At 49.0% G+C, this 18,224-nt stretch carries 14 protein-coding genes; 1 reads left to right on the top strand and 13 read right to left on the bottom strand.

The genetic code is table 11. The features are described 5' to 3' along the window. Positions 1 to 130 precede the first annotated feature (130 nt). Positions 131 to 2,083 carry a glycosyl hydrolase family 28-related protein gene (locus BCM02_RS29015; protein ID WP_148932633.1) on the top strand — a complete coding sequence of 651 codons (1,953 nt, stop codon included), beginning with the start codon at positions 131 to 133 and terminating at the stop codon, positions 2,081 to 2,083. A 157-nt stretch (positions 2,084 to 2,240) separates the two neighbouring features. Here BCM02_RS29015 and BCM02_RS29010 read toward each other — a convergent pair whose 3' ends face one another. The 13 genes from BCM02_RS29010 to BCM02_RS28950 form a co-directional block, all read right to left on the bottom strand. After that, complete coding sequence (locus tag BCM02_RS29010; RefSeq protein ID WP_148932632.1) at positions 2,241 to 3,410, bottom strand: nucleotidyltransferase domain-containing protein; 1,170 nt, start codon at positions 3,408 to 3,410, stop codon at positions 2,241 to 2,243. 55 nt (positions 3,411 to 3,465) lie between these two features. After that, on the bottom strand, positions 3,466 to 4,800 hold the full coding sequence (locus BCM02_RS29005) for a UDP-glucose dehydrogenase family protein (protein ID WP_148932631.1): 1,335 nt from the start codon (positions 4,798 to 4,800) through the stop codon (positions 3,466 to 3,468). Positions 4,801 to 4,815: 15 nt separating this feature from the next. Then, complete coding sequence (locus BCM02_RS29000) at positions 4,816 to 6,189, bottom strand: sugar phosphate nucleotidyltransferase (RefSeq protein ID WP_148932630.1); 1,374 nt, start codon at positions 6,187 to 6,189, stop codon at positions 4,816 to 4,818. A gap of 56 nt (positions 6,190 to 6,245) precedes the next feature. After that, a complete protein-coding gene (locus BCM02_RS28995) occupies positions 6,246 to 7,679 on the bottom strand; it encodes an oligosaccharide flippase family protein (protein WP_246183604.1) in 1,434 nt (477 codons plus the stop codon). 63 nt (positions 7,680 to 7,742) lie between these two features. Beyond that, positions 7,743 to 8,441: a sugar transferase gene (locus BCM02_RS28990; RefSeq protein ID WP_425466211.1), complete on the bottom strand. Its 699-nt coding sequence runs from the start codon at positions 8,439 to 8,441 to the stop codon at positions 7,743 to 7,745. 11 nt (positions 8,442 to 8,452) lie between these two features. After that, positions 8,453 to 9,349, bottom strand: a complete 897-nt coding sequence (galU, locus tag BCM02_RS28985; RefSeq protein WP_148932628.1) for a UTP--glucose-1-phosphate uridylyltransferase GalU — start codon at positions 9,347 to 9,349, stop codon at positions 8,453 to 8,455. 276 nt (positions 9,350 to 9,625) lie between these two features. After that, the gene (locus BCM02_RS28980) at positions 9,626 to 10,294 is read right to left on the bottom strand and encodes a CpsD/CapB family tyrosine-protein kinase (protein WP_148932627.1); all 669 of its coding nucleotides are present in this window, start codon (positions 10,292 to 10,294) and stop codon (positions 9,626 to 9,628) included. Beyond that, positions 10,275 to 11,027, bottom strand: coding sequence for a YveK family protein (locus tag BCM02_RS28975; protein ID WP_148932626.1), 753 nt, complete (start codon positions 11,025 to 11,027; stop codon positions 10,275 to 10,277). The genes BCM02_RS28980 and BCM02_RS28975 overlap by 20 nt, the downstream gene beginning before the upstream one ends. Before the next feature lie 125 nt (positions 11,028 to 11,152). Next, positions 11,153 to 12,373, bottom strand: coding sequence for a glycosyltransferase family 4 protein (locus tag BCM02_RS28970; protein WP_148932625.1), 1,221 nt, complete (start codon positions 12,371 to 12,373; stop codon positions 11,153 to 11,155). A 27-nt stretch (positions 12,374 to 12,400) separates the two neighbouring features. After that, positions 12,401 to 13,708, bottom strand: coding sequence for an O-antigen ligase family protein (locus tag BCM02_RS28965; protein WP_148932624.1), 1,308 nt, complete (start codon positions 13,706 to 13,708; stop codon positions 12,401 to 12,403). A gap of 71 nt (positions 13,709 to 13,779) precedes the next feature. Then, complete coding sequence (locus BCM02_RS28960; protein WP_148932623.1) at positions 13,780 to 14,802, bottom strand: NAD-dependent epimerase; 1,023 nt, start codon at positions 14,800 to 14,802, stop codon at positions 13,780 to 13,782. Positions 14,803 to 14,988: 186 nt separating this feature from the next. Continuing rightward, positions 14,989 to 16,878 carry a glycosyl hydrolase family 28-related protein gene (locus BCM02_RS28955; protein ID WP_148932622.1) on the bottom strand — a complete coding sequence of 630 codons (1,890 nt, stop codon included), beginning with the start codon at positions 16,876 to 16,878 and terminating at the stop codon, positions 14,989 to 14,991. Between the two features lie 229 nt (positions 16,879 to 17,107). Beyond that, positions 17,108 to 17,941, bottom strand: coding sequence for a leucine-rich repeat domain-containing protein (locus tag BCM02_RS28950; RefSeq protein ID WP_187434461.1), 834 nt, complete (start codon positions 17,939 to 17,941; stop codon positions 17,108 to 17,110). Positions 17,942 to 18,224: the final 283 nt, after the last annotated feature.

Genomic DNA, 18,224 nt, shown 5'->3' with positions numbered 1-18,224 from the left:
ATATAGATTAATGCGAAATGCTTATTTTAATCTAAGCCAAAGACGTCTACACTAGTGATAAAAGGTTAATGTTTACTATAGGCGATGAACTGACATCTAGATTAGCTATTATTGTTTGGGAGGCTTCCGTATGGATAAGGAGAATAAAAAGTGGACCCGAAAAGAGTTTCTGATAGCCGCCGGCGCGGCTGGAATCACAATGCTTGCTGGTTCCATGCTGCCAGGTTACCGGGTCAAGGCACTTACAACACAAGAGACAAGCACCCCTCCCTACATCAACCTGAAGGATCATGGCGCCAAAGGTGACGGCATAACCGATGACGCGGCTTCTTGGCGAAAAGCAATGTACGCCATGCCCGAATACGGCACGCTCTTCGTGCCTGCGGGTACGTATTTGCTTCAGAGCGATGTCATCGTCAACAATAAGAGGAGCGTTACGCTAGCCACGAACGGCGAAGTTATCATTAAAGGCAAAGGGACGTTGAAATTCGATTCTCCGCTCGGCATCGCCCAGGCCTGCAACCCTGTTACGCCCGGCGACATGATGCTGACTTTGACGGCAACCGACAAATTCAAAGCCGGGGACTATGTCCAAATCAACGGGAATATTGCGGATTCTGACTATATTGATACGAACGGCCCCCGCTATCCGGTCGTCAAAATCCTTGCCCGCATCGAAAGTATTATCGGCACACAATTGCGCTTGGATCGCGCCGTAGCCTTTCAGTTAACCAATGCCAGCGTCCAAAAAGTAACGTCGCCTTATTCGCTAACGATCGCGAAAGGATTTACGTTCGACTCTTATACGCTAGCCGCCTTCCGTTGTATCGGAGGCAGCATAGATATCGGCTTCATTGGTGCCACCAACGGCACTTCATCCGGTATTTCCTTCAGCCAAAGCTCAGACTTCACCCTTCGTCTATTGGCGCGGAACGTCTCCTCGACCCATACGGCCGTCCTCAACGACTGCAACCATTTTAACGCTACGGTTGATTCCGCCAGCAATATGCCTTCCTTGGCAACGCCAACAGGCATGGTGAAGGTGGTTCGAGGCAACGGCTTGCAAAACGGAAAATTATTTGTGACGAGCCAAAATGCTTGGTCCGGCGTGATCGGCATCAATGGCAGCCGAAATATGGATATCCAGGTGAACTCCGTCGATTGCGGGCATTATTTTCGGACAAACCCTCCAAAAGAAGGTAACTTTCTGGAGACCTGTCAATTTAGCGAGTGCAAGGATATCTCGATATCCGCCAATCTCACTAAAGTTATCGATCAAGGCATTGAATTTCTGTCCGTGGACCGCGGCAGCATTACGGGACTAATCGAAACCGATAAGGGCAGTACCGAAGGCGCCATCGTCATCAAAGGAAAATCGCGAAGCATCCAAATCGTGCGTCCGCAAATTACATGCTATAACAACTTCGGCATCAAGTTCGAGTATTATAACGGAATGGCCGGCGGTCATAATGTTACCGATGCTGCGATCGTCAACTTGAACCCGACCGCGATCGGTATCGGCGTACGTGACGGTACGAAGAGTCTGGATGCCAATATCAACATTATCGGAGGCACGGTAACGGCTTTCGTACCGGTCTTGGTTAATCCCAACCATAATCGGGTTATGATTCAGAACTTAACGGCTACCGCGGTTAGCTATCAGGCGCTTTTGTTGAGCGGCAATAATCATGAGGTGACCAACACAACCGTTATCGTACAGGGCACCGATCCGAACAAAGGGAAAATCGCGGTTTACGTGAACGGTTTGAACACCCGAGTTACAAAACTTAACGCTCCTGACGCCATAATTTCTTTAAGCCCTTCAAGCACGTTCACCTTAGCCGATTTCAGAGACAACACGATTACCAAAATCATGTTCCCTCACCTTAATTGGGCGATTAACGTGAACAACGGCATTTACAGCTCCGTCTCGACGCCCCCCGCCTACTTGTGGAACGTCGGCGACTATCTCGAGAACCGCAATCTCCGTCTTCTTGGTCCATTTGGAGCGCAATATACGGTAACCGGTTGGCTCTGCACCGTCTCGGGCACACCCGGAAGCTGGCAGGAAATCAGACAGTAAACCCTTTTTCATCTCGCAAGCGGGGGCTCACTGACATGGGCGTCCGTTTTTTTTGTTTCTCGCTTTTTTACCAAACAAAAAAAATCATCCGCATGCCAAATGGCGCGTAATCGCCCCATTTGGCATGCGGATGATAAACATCGAATTAAGAAGATCATCAATTTTTCAGTTGCCGAAACACCCATAGAAAAGGCTTCATCGGAAAATATAAAAAATGAAAGCCTTTCGGCAAAGGTAACGTCTGCGCATCCAACGTATTCGGATACATCTGACTGAGCAGAAAGGATACGCGTTGCGCCGTGCTTCTCAACGAAAAGAGATAATTCTTATAATAGCGAACTAGTTCTTTCGGTATCGGAGACAAGCTGGCCTTCTTCTCGATAAAGAGCATGGCTTGATCCGCGATTTTCCTGGCATGCTTATTAAGCGTGAGGTCCCGACTCTGCGGAGGGAGCGGCGTTTGGAACAAGGCATTTGCCATCAGCAGCGCTTGACCACCGATTTGTTTCACGTGATAACTGCCCATCAGTTCCGTTAATTTGCTCCATTCCACATCGGTTTTGAGCAGCCGATCCATATCAAGCAGCCATCTCAGCCGGAACCAGCCATGACGTGCTCCATGGGTGCTTAAATACATGAACAAATCCTCTTTGCCCAGCATGCGGACCGGGTACGCCGTTAACGGACTTGCTACGCTGCGCTCACATAGCAGATCGAAACTCGGCTCATTTATTTTGTTGGAATGCAGCTTCCAATGCAGCTCGATCTGCACCTGCGTGCTCCGATGGGTATAGGAGACATGATGTTCCTTCCACTTGCGATAGTTCAGTATGCGTTCTTGCCCCTCGTCCATCTCATACCCCAACTCGGCAAGAATGGCTTCTGCACGCTCAATGTCATCCATGGAGATTAACATATCTAGATCTTTGCATGTCCGCAGGGCGACATCTCCATATAGCAATTCCGCCAGAACAGGTCCTTTCAGAATAATGGAACGGATTTGAGCCTCGTCTAGCGCCCGGCAAATTCGCTCCATTTCGCCTGCCATTCGAAGCATTTGAAAAACATTGCGAACATGACCCGCTTCTAACTCGCGCAGAACCTCCGGCGGAATCTGTTCCAGCCTGCGTTTTTTTGCGGTCGCATGAAGAATCGGGTATACCCGATGGTGGCGAGCCAAGTCCAAAAATACGTCCCAGTCGATCTTTTCCAGATCTACAGCCAGATCCGTTAAGGCATCTGAATTATTCTCGAGCGCCAGCATCGCCAGCAAAACCTGCAGTTCCGCGGAGAAGGAACCCGGTTTCATTTGCAGCTCCGTTTCCATTGCTCCTACAAACTCCTTAAATTTGATGAGCAAGCGGGACCCGCTTGCTTCTTCGTTAAGTGATCGGCAGCGGGCTTAAATCATTATGCGTGTTCATGTTAGGACGACCGATGGAGCGATAGATGAACGACTTGTCGCGCAGTTCTTCTTCGCTGAACACATTGCGACCATCGATGAGCACGGCATTGTTCATTGTCGCCCTTAGTGCGGACAGGTCAGTCTTCTCGAACTCCGGCCACTCTGTCAAGAGACACAATGCATCTGCCCCGGCCGCGGCTTCCATTGCCCCTTCGCACCACGTAATATTTTCGTGCTCGACCACCTTGCGGAAATTGTCCGTCGCGATCGGATCATAGGCATTAATTTTCACGCCGCGGGCCACCAACTCTTGAATAATCTCAATTGCCGGCGCATCGCGGATGTCATCGGTGTTCGGCTTGAATGCTAACCCCCATACCGCGACTTTACGGGTAGCCAAATCCGGATAGATCGCCTCTAGCTTATGAATGACGCTGTAGCGCTGGTCGCGGTTCACATCCACGACGGACTTCAGCAGTTTGAAGTCGTAGTCGACATTGCCCGCGATTTGGATGAGCGCTTGCGTATCTTTTGGGAAGCAAGAACCTCCGTAACCAATCCCTGCTTTCAAGAAGGACGAGCCAATCCGTTTATCGAATCCCATACCTTCGGCGACCTTCGTCACATCCGCGCCCACTTTCTCGCAAATATTCGCAATCTCGTTAATAAACGAGATTTTGGTCGCGAGGAAGGCGTTGGATGCATATTTGATCATTTCCGCGCTGCGGACATCCGTCACGATAATATTATCGGTGAGCTGCTGATGAAGCTCGATAATCTTCGTTGCCGCCGTCGCGTCATCCGTACCGATCACAATACGATCGGGATTGAACGTATCCTTGACCGCGGACCCTTCGCGGAGAAACTCAGGGACGGAAACCACATCGAAAGGCTTCATCGAAAGATCCGAAACCAGTTGTTTGATTTTATGGTTTGTGCCGACCGGCACGGTGCTTTTGGTCATGATAATCTTGTACTCGTTAATGGACAACGCCACGTCTCGCGCCGCCTGCTCGATATATCTCAAATCCGCTTCACCGCTAGGCAGGGACGGCGTCCCGACCGCCAAAATAATGATTTCCGATTGCTGTACAGCTTCGGTTAGATCCGTCGTGAACGAAAGCCTTCCCGCCTCGGCGTTCTTAACCAGCACTTCTTTCAGACCCGGTTCGTAAATCGGCACCTCGCCGGCGCGGAGCATGGCTACCTTTCGCTCGTCTTTGTCCACGCATACTACCTGGTTGCCCAAATCCGAAAAACATACGCCCGATACTAACCCTACATAACCCGTTCCAATGACTGCTATTCTCACTCTATCCACTCCCCGCTAGTTGCATTTGGCTACAATTTCCGTCCACTCGAAACTCAACCGAATGATATCTTCCTCGATCAGTTCAGATCCGGTCTGAACCTCGATAATTTCCATCTGGGTCAGCGCCTTCAGGCTATGCCGGCTGCCGCACGGAATTTTCACGACATCGCCCGCTTTGATTCGGCAAATCTCTTCATCCTGAATGAATTCACCTTCGCCGGAGACGACCGTCCACACCTCGTCGCGCTTCTCATGGTATTGGTAGCTAAGATTGCAGCCATCCTTGATGCAAATCCGCTTCGTCAGGACCTCATTGCCATGCTCGTATCGAACGTAATCGATGACGCGATAATGGCCCCAGCGACGCTCCTCGAACATCGGTCGGTTATCAAAGCCGCCAAGCATGTCCTTCACTCGCGGGCTGGCCGATTTATCGCTTACGAGAATGCCATCCGGACTCGTCGCCACGACGATGTTCGATAACCCGAGGATCGTGACCGGAATATCGAGCTCATTGATCAAATGCGTGTTTTCGGAATCCTCCGAAATAATGCCCTTGCCAAGAAGCTGTCGGTCCATTTCGTCCGTTAACGTATTCCAGGTGCCCAAGTCCCGCCATTCTCCGTCGTATGGCAGAACGGCAATATTCCCTGCTTTTTCCACAACCTCGTAGTCAAAACTGATTTTCGGCAGCTTGCCGTATTGCTTGAGCATTTCGTCGTATTGAATCGGCATGCCAAGCTCGATCAGCTTGTTGATCAAGTAATCCAGCTTGAACGCAAAAACCCCGCAATTCCAGAGCGCAGACTGTTCGATCATCGCTGCCGCTACTTCTTTGCTAGGTTTTTCTTGGAAGCGGTCGACCGTTTGGAACAATGCTTGATCGTTCGTCCCGTTGCCGCGTTTTGGGATAATATAACCGTATTTCTCCGAAGGATAGGTTGGCTTCACGCCGATCAGCGCAAGCTCCGCGCCAGATTGCCCCAACACTTCATCCAACTGATGAATGGCTTGAAAGAATGGCGCTTCCACATAGGGATCCACCGGCAAGATCGTCACCGTTTCTTGCAGCGACACGCCTTGAATGGAATACAAGTACGTAGCTGCCAACGCGATGGCCGGGAAGGTATCGCGACGTTCCGGCTCTACGATAAGGGGAACGTTGTAGCCAAGCTGGCTCTGCATCATTTCGACTTGCGCCTTGCTCGTTGCGATATAAGAATCCCGTTGGAACCCCGCGCCTTCAATTTGCCGCCATACCCGCTGCACCATTGATTCCGCTTGTCCTTCGGGACTTGTGAGCACCTTTAGAAATTGTTTAGACCTGGAATCGTTCGAAAGCGGCCACAACCTCTTGCCCGATCCGCCCGAAAGAAGTACTAATTTCATCTCGTTCACTCCTATCTATCTATGTCGGTCCGTTCAGACCACTTTGGTTGCCGCTTCTACGGCACTTGATTCTCGACAAATGGTTTGCTGCGGCCAATCTTCAATTTTTTGGCGATTACGCCGGTAATGCCTTCGCGAAGCTCCTTTTCCAACACCAGGACAAGCATGAAGAACACGATCTCGACCACAATCATGCCAAGCAGCGGACTCAATCCGGTATACCGGCTAATTAGCATTCCCATTAGCCAAGCAACCGCGAAACCGGTAAACGTACGCGACACGCCCGCAAAAAATAGCTTTACGCCGCTCGGCTTGATGATAATAAGACCAACCAACGTCAACGCCTCTACCGTCAATGCGGCATAGCCGCCTCCGAGAGCGCCATATTGCCGACCTAGCAGCACGTAGGTGAAAATCCCGATTGCGAAGATGGCGAGGGAGAAGTACGAGCGTCGCTTATGGAGGCCGGTAGTGGCCAAGGAATCGGATAGCGGAGAATTGATCGATTGCAGAATAACGATATACGACAGGATCGACAAGATCGTCGCCGCGCCCGCCCATTTGTCCCCAAGCAGAATGCCAATCCACCAATCCGGGTACAAAATAAACGGCAGGCTGATCATCATTCCGGTAATGCTCATAAACTTGATTTGCATCACGTTCAACCGTTTATGGGCAGCGGCATCTTTACTGTTGCCGAGCTTGAATAGCAACGGATAGAAGGCAAGCGCGAGCACGCTCGGGATTTGATACAAAATACTGGGCACGCGATATGCGGCGGAAAAGTAGCCGACCTCGGTCATCGTCGAGATTCGCTCCAGCACAAGCGGGCCGATTTGAGGCATGATCATGATAACGAACGAGGTGATCGTAAACGATGCCACGCCATGAAGAATCGCCCGGTCCCAGCCTGCATTAAGCTTTACTTTTCTCCACACGAAACTGCAGCTAATGATACCGCCAAGCACAGTCGAGAACCCGTATATGGCCGCCAAGGCGATCAAGCTCAATTCGTAATAAACCCCAACAAACAATACTAATGCCGTTACGCCTCCCGTGATGGAGCGTATGAGCGCAGAAAATTTCATTTGCTGAGTGACTTGAAAGTATTGAACCCCTAGCCCGACAAACAACGACCCTATAATGGAAGGGATCGTCGCCCAGTATAATGCTTCCCGAATCGTGGATTCGTAAAGAAACCACACCAATACGATCGTAAATAGCAAGGTGAGCAGCGTAATGAATGCTCTAGCCCTAAAGTAAGAGCTCATTAATACATTCAAATCGGCTTTATTTTTGGTCCCCTCGCGAATTAGCGTATGCGTGAAGCCAAGCTCGGTAAAGAAAGCCGTGACTAAACAGTAGGATAGGGCGAGGCTTAGGATCCCGTAGTCATGTACATTCAAATACCTGGCAACCAATATCGTGGCGAAAGCCGTTAGTAGCCGTACTAGAACATGACTGGCAAACAAATAGGCCGCATTGACCATAACGGCTTTTAATTTCACATGCATTCACACCTTCATGCTTCTTCAGTGGACCGCATCTGGCGATTAATAAGCGCCCCTCTTTAAAAGGACGATAATAACGGTGCGGAAGAGAATTTTAAAATCGAACCATAGAGACTGGTTATAGACATAGAACAATTCTAAATCGACGCGTTCGGGATAACCGACATCGCTGCGGCCGCTAACCTGCCAGTAACCGGTAACGCCCGGTTTAACCGATAAGAAGTCGACGGCCCGGTCGCCATATTCTTTCAGCTCTTCTCGCACGACCGGACGAGGACCGACCAGACTCATCTCGCCTTTGAGCACATTAATCAACTGGGGCAGTTCGTCTAAGCTCGTTTTACGCAAGAAGCGGCCCAATTTCGTGATGCGCGGATCCTCGTCCTGCTCCAGCTTATAGTTATTGTCGATATACTTTTGGTACAATTCTTTGTTGGCCTTCAGCTTCTCTTCCGCATTTAATACCATGGATCGAAACTTGATAATATTAAAAAGATCACCGTTCTTGCCAATGCGCTTCTGCTTAAAAAAGACCGAGCCTGAAGGCTCGTTGATCTTCATCATAATGGCGATAAATATAAACACCGGGAGTAAAAAAATAAGAGCAGCCAATGCGCAAACCACGTCCACGACTCGTTTGGCGCTGTGATAATAGGGCTTCTCTTCCGTTTTCACGTTATTTAACCTGCCTATTTCCACAACTTCAGCTTCCATTTCTTTACTTTGTGCGAGATTCATCATTCTACGCCCCTTTACCCGAGAATATTAAGCTTATTCGCTTGTTCCCGCTCCAGGATTTCTTCCAACGCCAGCAGCAGCGGATTGCGGAGTTCATTATTGCGAAGCGCAAAATCGAGCGTCGTCGTGATAAAACCGAGTTTTTCGCCAACATCGTAGCGGGTGCCTTCAAAATCATAGGCATACACGCCTTGGCTCACATTCAGCTTCTGAATCGCGTCGGTAAGCTGAATTTCGCCACCTGCGCCCGTCTCTTGCTTCTCCAAGTAATCGAAAATTTGCGGCGTAAGAATATATCGACCCATGATCGCTAGATTGGATGGCGCCGTTCCCAACTTAGGTTTCTCGACGAAATTGCTCACGGCGCATAGTCTTCCGATCGTCTCCAGCGGATCGACGATGCCGTAGCGCTCCGTTTGTTCGATAGACACAGCCTGAACGCCGATGACGGATTTGCTGACTTGCTCATACTGCTCGATCAGCTGCTTGGTGCACGGTTTCTCCGCCACAACGATATCATCGCCCAGCAGTACCGCAAACGGCTCATCGCCGATAAAGTTTCTTGCGCACCATACGGCATGGCCAAGCCCTTTCGCTTCTTTTTGCCGAATATAGTGAATTTCGACTCTCGAGGACTTCTGCACTTCCTTGAGCAGGTCTATTTTCCCTTTCTCCATCAAGCTGTATTCCAACTCAAAGGCGCTGTCAAAATGATCTTCGATCGCGCGTTTGCCTTTGCCCGTGACGATAATGATATCCTCAATACCCGATTCAATTGCTTCTTCGACAATATATTGGATGGTCGGTTTGTCGACGATCGGCAGCATTTCTTTCGGCATCGCCTTTGTTGCTGGAAGAAAACGCGTACCCATTCCTGCTGCAGGAATAATTGCTTTTTTCACTTTTTTCATTCTCGCTATCTCCCATCTACTTGTATTTGATATGTATGTAAATACGAGTTGTGCCGTTGTCCAACAGCACGACTCGTATTTACATCATGCAAGTAAAAGAGGGCATCTAACCCTACCTCACATCATACCCTTGACGAGATCGTCTAAGGTTTCCTTCGAAACCCACAGCATGACCGAGTGTCCGCAGTGATAATGGTGCAGCGGACGTTACCAACGAGCAGCCGATAAGGCTCTCTTGTTATGATAAAGTGTTGTTATTGGCATGAATTACGACGGCTATAGAGCTTCCCGCTTGTTGTCTTTTACATTGTTCAGCACGACGCCGAGCACGGTGGCGCGCGCCCGTTCCAGCTTGTTGTTGACCTTTGCGAATGCGTCCTTCTTTGTTTTGCCCGCTTGCGTTACGATAACGACGCCATCGCAAATCGAAGCGAGTATGACAGGTTCTGACACAGATAAACATGGCGAGGAATCGAACAGAATCACTTCGAAATTCGCCTTCAATTCTTCGAGCAAATTCCACATGCTGTTCGAATTGAGAAGTTCCAAAGGATTATTCAGATGCGTCCCGGCCGCGAGAAACGACAAGTTTTGAACTTCCGTATCTTGAACGACCTCCTGCCATTTGGCCTGACCGCGCAATACGTTTGTAAGGCCTGCGCTTTTGGCGCTCCTCAGAATGTTGTGAAGGACAGGTTTGCGAAGGTCTGCATCAACCAGCAGCACACGCTTCCCTTCTTGAGCGAACGTGATCGCTAGATTCGTAACGGTGGCCGTCTTCCCTTCCTCTGCGGATCCGGAAGTAACGACAATGGTGCAGATCCGGTCGCCGGAAGCAGCCGAGAAGCCGATATTGGTCCGAAGCGTTCGATATTCCTCAGCTATCGGCGATGCGGGACTGTGGTAGGTTAGCGTATTGACTTGATTAGTTATTTGACGAGACATACGTTTGCTCCCCCGTTGGAATGGTTTGTCTTACGCTGTTGCCGCGCTGAGCGATGTCTTGTTTGCGGACGGTGTGAATCACGGCCAGCACCGGACTCGAGGTCAGATTCAGAATGTCGCTCTCCGACTTTACCGTGTCGTCCAAGTGATACAGCGCGATGACGCCACCTGTGGAAAGCAGCAGCCCAAGGATGATGGCGACGAGTATTGAAGCGATCGGACTAGGCGTGACGGGGCTTGTCGGCTGATCCAATTTTGCCGTATTCAAAATTTCGACATTATCGACATTCATTATTTTAGTAACTTGAGTCTTGAAGGTTTCCGCGACCGCATTGACGATAGAAGCCGCCTCTTCATAAGAGGAGCCGCGTGCAACGACCGTCATGACTTGCGACTGGATGGCGGAGCTGACCGCGATCGATCTGCTTAACTCGCTGGAGCTCTGCGTAATTTGCGGATACTTCTCGGTTACGATATCCAATATGGCGTAGGACGTAATAATTTCCTTGTAGGTGTTGATCAATAGTAAGTTCGTGTTAATGGAATCAAAACTTGGGGGGGTATTGGGGTCTTCGCTGTTCGTTTTGTTAACGACCAGTTTGGCGGATGCCTGATAAACCGGCTTCACCATGGTAGAACTATATACACCTGCTAAAATTGCAAAGATGATTGTTATTGCGAGGATGAACCATATTTTTTTCTTAACGGCGGCAACGTATTGTTTGAGTTCCACTTTGTAACCTCCAGCTAATAATTGATACTATCTGTATCATTAATACCACAACTTTACGATACATTTTGTAACGGTGTCAAGGACTTTTTCAATAGTTTTCATCTTTTAGAATCAGGGATTTCGCGTTATTTCATTGAAACCGCATTCCTGGCCGAAGTCTTTGGCAGCACTTCCTCGTAGATCGATAAATAGTTCTTTGCCGTCAAATGGATGTCGAAATCTTGGATTGTTACCGCGATTTTCTCCCTCATTGCCAGGAGAAGCTGCGGGTTGTCGATAATCTTGGATATAATGGACCTCAGGCTGTCCTTATCGTCCGGATCGAAAATATATCCCGTGCCTTCATGGATAATGCTCTCCGGATTACCGCCTCGATTCGAGCCAACCACCGGCTTGCCATACGTATATGCCTCCAGCACCACTCGGGCCAGCGGCTCGTGCCACAAGGACGGAACAAGCACGGCGTCCACTTGGGGGATGACCTCGGCTGGCTTGACGTAACCAAGAAATTTAATATGTTCTTTATAATTATTTTGGTCAACATTTGCCTGAATGCTAGCATCGTATACCTTGCCGGCGAGCCAGAGCTCTACCTGCGGGAACTCATTGAAGGCATCCAAGAGGTATTTGACCCCTTTCGTCTCCTCGATTCTCCCCATAAACAAGAATTTCATTCTGCCTGTACGCTTGTCGGCCTCTTCGTGCGAATTCGCCGACAAGATTTCCGCGCCATTATATACGCGCTGCGATGGCGTCGCGGAGAAGAAACCCTGCTTCTTATGCCGATCGATAATGAATTGCGAATTCCCGACAACGTAGTCCACGTAGCCTTCATTGCTCAATTTCTGCTTATGGTTAGTGAACACTTTGCAGCCGCCGCAGCGCGTTTCGCAGTTGCGCCCTTCTCTGAACATCGATGCCCGCGGGCACAACAGCGAGTAATCCCGCAGCGTATGGACGACGGGGACATTTAGTTTTTTGGCCGCTACCCAAGGCGCTACCGAAAATCCCGTAATATTGTTCGTATGTATGACATCCGGCGCTTCATCCCGAATGACCTCGGTTAGCTTCTTTAACATAATGGGATTGTACATGTCTACCACATGCCAGGCCGAGCGAACTAGCGCATTCTTCCCTGTTGTCACTGCTCCCCAATAGACATTGCGATGACTTAAATAATACACCTTGATGCCATTAACGAAATCGGTATGATCGGAGTCCGCCGTACTGACAATGACAGGCGCGTGCCCCTCCTTTACGATCTCCTCCGCAAGCATTTGGACGGATTTCTCTGCCCCTCCTACAAGGTTAGGATGATACAACGTATTGATGATCATGATTTTCATGTTAAAGGCTCCTTCGCGTATACCGAGTTATACCGGGCGGTTATGGGTTGGACTCGCCGCCAATAAATGCTTAGTAAACCCAAGCTGGTCCTGCTCGACACTGTCCGCGTACTCTTCTGCGGCCGCATCCTCCTGCTCGCGTTGTCCTTTCGGGCTGCAGTGGTAAATGCCCACCGCAATAAAAAACCAGTATGTGAAGAAGTAGGTATTGTCCTGCACAAAGTTTGAAATCACGAAAGCAATCAGAACGGTAAAGCCGATCAGTACGTTCATCGTGACATGCCGAATTCGCGATGCTTGAAAAATCAGGTACACGAGAAGCACCACGTGCATCAGGGTGGATAGAATCCCCCCCTCGACTAGGAAGCTGAGCATGCCGTTCTCCGAGGCATTCGGCAACTGGATAATCTCTTTCGGATTTGCGGCCGACTTCATCAAACCGCCATCCAGCTTCGCATAATTACCGAATCCGATGCCCAACATATAATTTTCTTTAAACAAGTCCATCATGCGGTCTTTGATCTCTTGGCGCATGGCGACCGTGTCCACGTATTTCAGATCCCGCTGATTCACCTCGCTGGTATCGCCCAAAATGAAACTCGCCGCCGCTACAATTTGGCTCGGCATGTGCTGTTTGAACGTCGTGACTCCAACGACTAATAGAGCCATGGTAAGGAGCGCAACGATTGCCAACTTGATTTTGGGGACGACACGAAAAACCCACATTACCACAAAGAAACTGAGGCCAAGTGCGAGGATGAGCGTCTTAATTTGCATGAACAGAATACTCGTAACGATAAATAGCACGGATAACGCCAAATAGAATATGCTTTTCTTTTTGACAAAATGCCAGATGGCTACCGGGATCGCAACCAGGAACAGCGTACCAATATACTGTTTGTCCATGAGCGTGTATGCCCTCAAACTATTAAACGTAAACCCGATCTGCTTTACCTTTGCAACGGCATAAAAAATGTCAATGGACATCAGCAGCCCGAGCGGCAGCATGAGCTTGTAGAGAAGATTCAAACTTTTGTTCGTCATTTCATTCGCCAGGATGAGCAAGAACACGTAATAGATGATGACCTTTAACATGGTCGAATTGAGCCCCGTTTTAAACATGCCCACGACCAAGACCGTAACGGCCAGGAAAATGATGAGGTAATGGCCGCCAAGGGGCTGAATTCGTTTATCCTTCAGGACGCGCAGGATCGACCAGGCCATGATGATGATGACCGGTAGAAGCGTGAGCGAAATACTTGAGGTAGTCGCAAATTGGCTGTACATCCCCGAAGTCAGTGACAGAATTACGCTCAGCACGATAAGAAAGTTCATAATTACACCTCGGGCATTAAAATAAAATTGCACCGTAAGGTGCAATTTTATTTCCATTTGGTAATGAAGTATTATACGTTGGCCGCTTCATTCGCATAGTAAACGGAGAACCACTCCACGAAGCGTTTCAATCCCTCTTCGATTGGCGTGACGGGTTTAAATCCGGTCGTTGCATTAAGCAAATCGGTATCCGCATAGGTCGCTTGAACGTCTCCGTCCTGCATCGGAAGGAATTCAAACACGGCTTCTTTGCCCAAGTGAGCCTCCAGCGTCTTTACAAAATGAAGCAGTTCTACCGGTTGGTTATTGCCGATATTATAAATCCGGTAAGGCGCAGAGCTATCGGAGGAGGTCATTTCCACCGGGTTCCATGCAGGATTCGGCGTTGGAATTTGGTTCAACAGCTGCGTAATACCCTCGACGATATCGTCAATATACGTAAAGTCCCGTTTCATATCACCATAGTTGAAAATTTGTATTTTCTCGCCGGCCATGATTTTTTTGGCGAAAGAGAAGTACGCCATGTCCGGCCGTCCCATCGGGCCGTATACCGTGAAGAAGCGAAGTCCAGTTGTTGGAATATTATAGAGATGACTATAGGAGTGGGCCAATAGTTCATTGGATTTCTTCGTTGCCGCGTACAAGCTGACCGGATGGTCAACAGCGTCGTTCTCAGAGAAAGGCATCTTCTGGTTAAGTCCGTAAACGGAACTCGAAGAAGCATAAATCAAATGACTAACCTTTTGATGACGACATACTTCAAGAATATTGGTAAATCCAACCAAATTGGATTGGATATAGGCATGCGGATTGACAAGACTATAACGAACCCCCGCCTGTGCGGCCAGATGGATGATTTGGTCGAAACGATGGTTTTCACACAACTCGGCCAATGCCTCGTAATTCTCCAAGTCCATCTTCACGAACGTAAAACGTTCATACGGCGCCAACTGAGTCAAGCGGTCTTGCTTTAACTGCGGATCATAATAATCATTTAAGTTATCCAGGCCTACGACTTCATGGCCTTCCTGCAATAATTTCTTCGCCGTGAACGATCCGATAAAGCCTGCTGCACCTGTCACTAGAATTTTCATTATGGTTCCTCCATTAACATTTCTCTACTACATTTCCTCTCCACTCCACATCTTTAATATATGTTACATTTTGTATCGTGTCAACGATTATTGACCGATTATACTAAACATTGATACGGTTCGTGTCAAAACATCCCGCCGAAAACAAAAAACACCCTTGCCGAGGGTGTTTTTTTAGGCTCTTCGCTACACATCGATTGCCCCGTAACTTTTCCATATACCCGGCGTCCCGGCTTCGATGCAGACGATCCCTTTCTTGCCGCCCCGCGTCGGTCGCCTAAAGTCGAAACTGTGTCCCACCTGCCAATTAAATCTTGTCGGCGCGGTATTGACTTGATACGGATTTTTATCGCAGTAAATAATCCAGTTCACGCCCTCGAAACCGATGGATAGCACCGAATTAAACGGAAAGCGCGAAATATCGAATCCGTTTAGCGCGGGTGTCTTGATGTAAATATCGCAGTTGGGCGCCAATACGTTCGAAATGCGGTCATTGGGACCCGCGCTAACTACCGCATGTACGGCCACCGGGGATCGGACCGTTATACGATCCACATAAAGAAAGTCCGACTCGGAACCGATCACATGCCCGCCCTTGCCGATTAAATTGGATCCCGTTATTGATACGCGATTTAAATTCGGAGCTATCAACACGGGATTGAACGCGGAGATAATTCCCCCGACGATTTCCACGTTCGCGTCTTGGGCAACCAACGCATCTCGTATCGAAATGCCGGCTCTAGATGAAGGATTCAAATTCTCGATATCGGGAGCGATTACGCGATGTCCGCCATACATTGCATCCGCATATTCAAATTTGATTCCGTAATGGTTGTAGCAGCGTATGACAATATTTTTAATCGTTACATTGCGAGAAAACCCTTTAATGACGATCGCGCCTTCCGTCGCCCCAGGCAGCGTCGTGATTCTTCCTTCGATCTCGCTGTTAAAGCAGCTGTGCAACTCTACGCCTTGATCATCGACCTCCGAGAGATTTACTTTGATCTGGAGATCGTCCGTTTCCGTAAATTGAATACATTCCAGCCGATTATTGGACACAATTCCGTTATCCCGATAATAGCGTCCGACGCCGATCGAGGTCGCATCCAGATTAATGGAGCGCGAAGAGTAAATGGTGACGTCCCCGACAACGGAATTATTGCAGGTATATCGGATCAACCCGCCTTGAAGACCGTTGCCCCTGATCGCTCTTGATCCTACGCCCGGCGTACCCACATTGGTCGTTAGCACATCCAACCAAAAGTTGTTCGTATCTTGAACGGTCATGGCATGCGTGCAAAGCAAGTTGGAAGCCTTCAGCGTGATTTTCAGATCGCAGCTTTGGTTGACAGTCAACAAAGAGGAACCCGTCCTTATCCCCGTGCCGGCAACTCGTATTTCGCCCCCCTTGCAATATTGCAGCAGCACGCCTACGCCGTCGAAAATCAGCCCATCTGTAATGGTGGCGTTGTAGGGAGCGTTTATTTTACTAAAAAATACATTGCTTAATGAATACATGAGCTTACGATCCAACCGAATGATGTTGCCATCGACCCGATCAACAATCGCAATGAACTTGACATTCGGGTACCGCGATGCTGCCGGCACATAGTCCGAATGCACAATGGCGCCTCTGATTTGAATATAATCGCCTGGGGATAGGTTGCTTGCCCCTGATGAAGTAATCAAGTAGTCCCCGCTCGTGACATCAAGCGCGTTGCTTTCCGCCTCTATAGAGGCGGCAGTAAGGCTAAAAACCCCCGTCCCGACCAAGCGGCCGGCGCCGGTTAGGATGACATTTTTCCCCGCGATCGTCACCTTGCCGTCAATTCGATAATTTCCAGCCGGAAAATGCAAAATAATATCATTGCCCGCCGTCGTATTTACGAGGCGCTGCAGCAAGGAAGTGTTATCTACCTGCCCGCCCGGCACCACCCCTTGCATCACGACATTGATCGCCCTGGCACCAAGGTCTTGGCTGATCTTGCTGAAATTCTCCGATAAATCGAGATTGGCGACTTGATCCGATTCTCCCCACAACGTCAAGCCCATGTAGTTCGTTTTGCTAACAGCCATTTCCCCCACCTCTTTCGCCGAATTCCCCCCAACGATCGAATCGTGCTATGCGAACTAATCACCTGTTTAATTCCAGTCTATTCAATGGGTCTCTTAAATGTTCTACATTTTATTCCTGGCGCCATATGGCTTCGCTAGACAAGATGAAACGTAAAAAAGCAAGCCCGCCTAATGGCCGACTTGCTCTGGTTCATAACATCCGACGGGCAGGTTAAGCAATGACACGACTTCAATAAAGAACGGTTACCCCTTTTTGCGACAATCCGTCGATAAATAATATTCCTTCCCCGCCGGGAGCCGTGTCAATGGCATTATTCGCAATATTAAGAATATCGCCTTGGCCTAGCGCAGCGCTGTGGCTCTGACTAATCTCCCAAATTCCCCATGTAGGGATACGGTTATCTTGCAGATCCACCTCGGCTAATTCCGTCAAGTTTAATAGAAAGGACAGATCGTCTATTCCCAGGTCCCTAGCAGTCAACTTGTTTAATGACGCCAGCTGGGATATGTATTGAAGCGCAATGTACCCAAGTTGGTTTCGATATTCAGGATTACCTTCAGCCCTGTTGGAAATAGATAGCTCGTTCAACCTGCAGAGGTGCTCAAGTACGCTCAAGTCCGTAAGCTGACTGTTCTCCGCCTTCAATGTGTTCAAATTCGCAAGCTTTGCCAGTGGCTGCAAGGTTTGAAGCGGATTATTCGAGATATTGAGCCGTTTTAGTTTCAAGAGATTGGTCAGCGGTTTCAAATCCGTAATTTTGTTCGACGAAATATCAAGCTCGGTCAGGTTAACAGCAGCTTCCATACCGTTCAAACTAACGATATTCCTGCTTTTGGCCTCCAGCTTGGTCAAGGCTGCCATGTCCTTGGCCGTAATCTGGCCAACCGGTTTCTTGATTGCCTGACGAACGGACACCTCTAAATTAATGTCCGAAAATGCAATCGCTTTGCTTGTCGACGACTGGGCAAGTTGGAGCGGTAGAGGGGCGGGAGCAGCACTAGCAAGGTTGCCGAATGGGAATAGCAGAACCACCGAAATAACTACCGCGACCTTCTTGATCATATGTGTATTCTCCTCTTTAGATGAAGTAAAATCGTAATGCAGCCTGTCCGACATCGCCATGCATGGATATAGATATCAATCATTACCCACCAAAAGCATGATCAGAAACTTCCCCGATCCGAAAACCCAACGCCGAGTTCCTTCCTATTGAAATTCCAAAGTCTTCAAGCTAACTTCCGGTTTACACCTCCATAAAGCAGGTATGCATAGCTATCCGGTCTTGCTGGAATCAAGCTGATTGAATGCGCTTTCATTAAGGAGGGGGCGATGATCGGGGATTGGG

The organism is Paenibacillus methanolicus, assembly GCF_008124765.1.
GTDB classification, from domain to species: Bacteria; Bacillota; Bacilli; order Paenibacillales; family Paenibacillaceae; genus Paenibacillus_Z; species Paenibacillus_Z methanolicus.
This window is presented reverse-complemented; position numbering and strand designations above follow the sequence as displayed.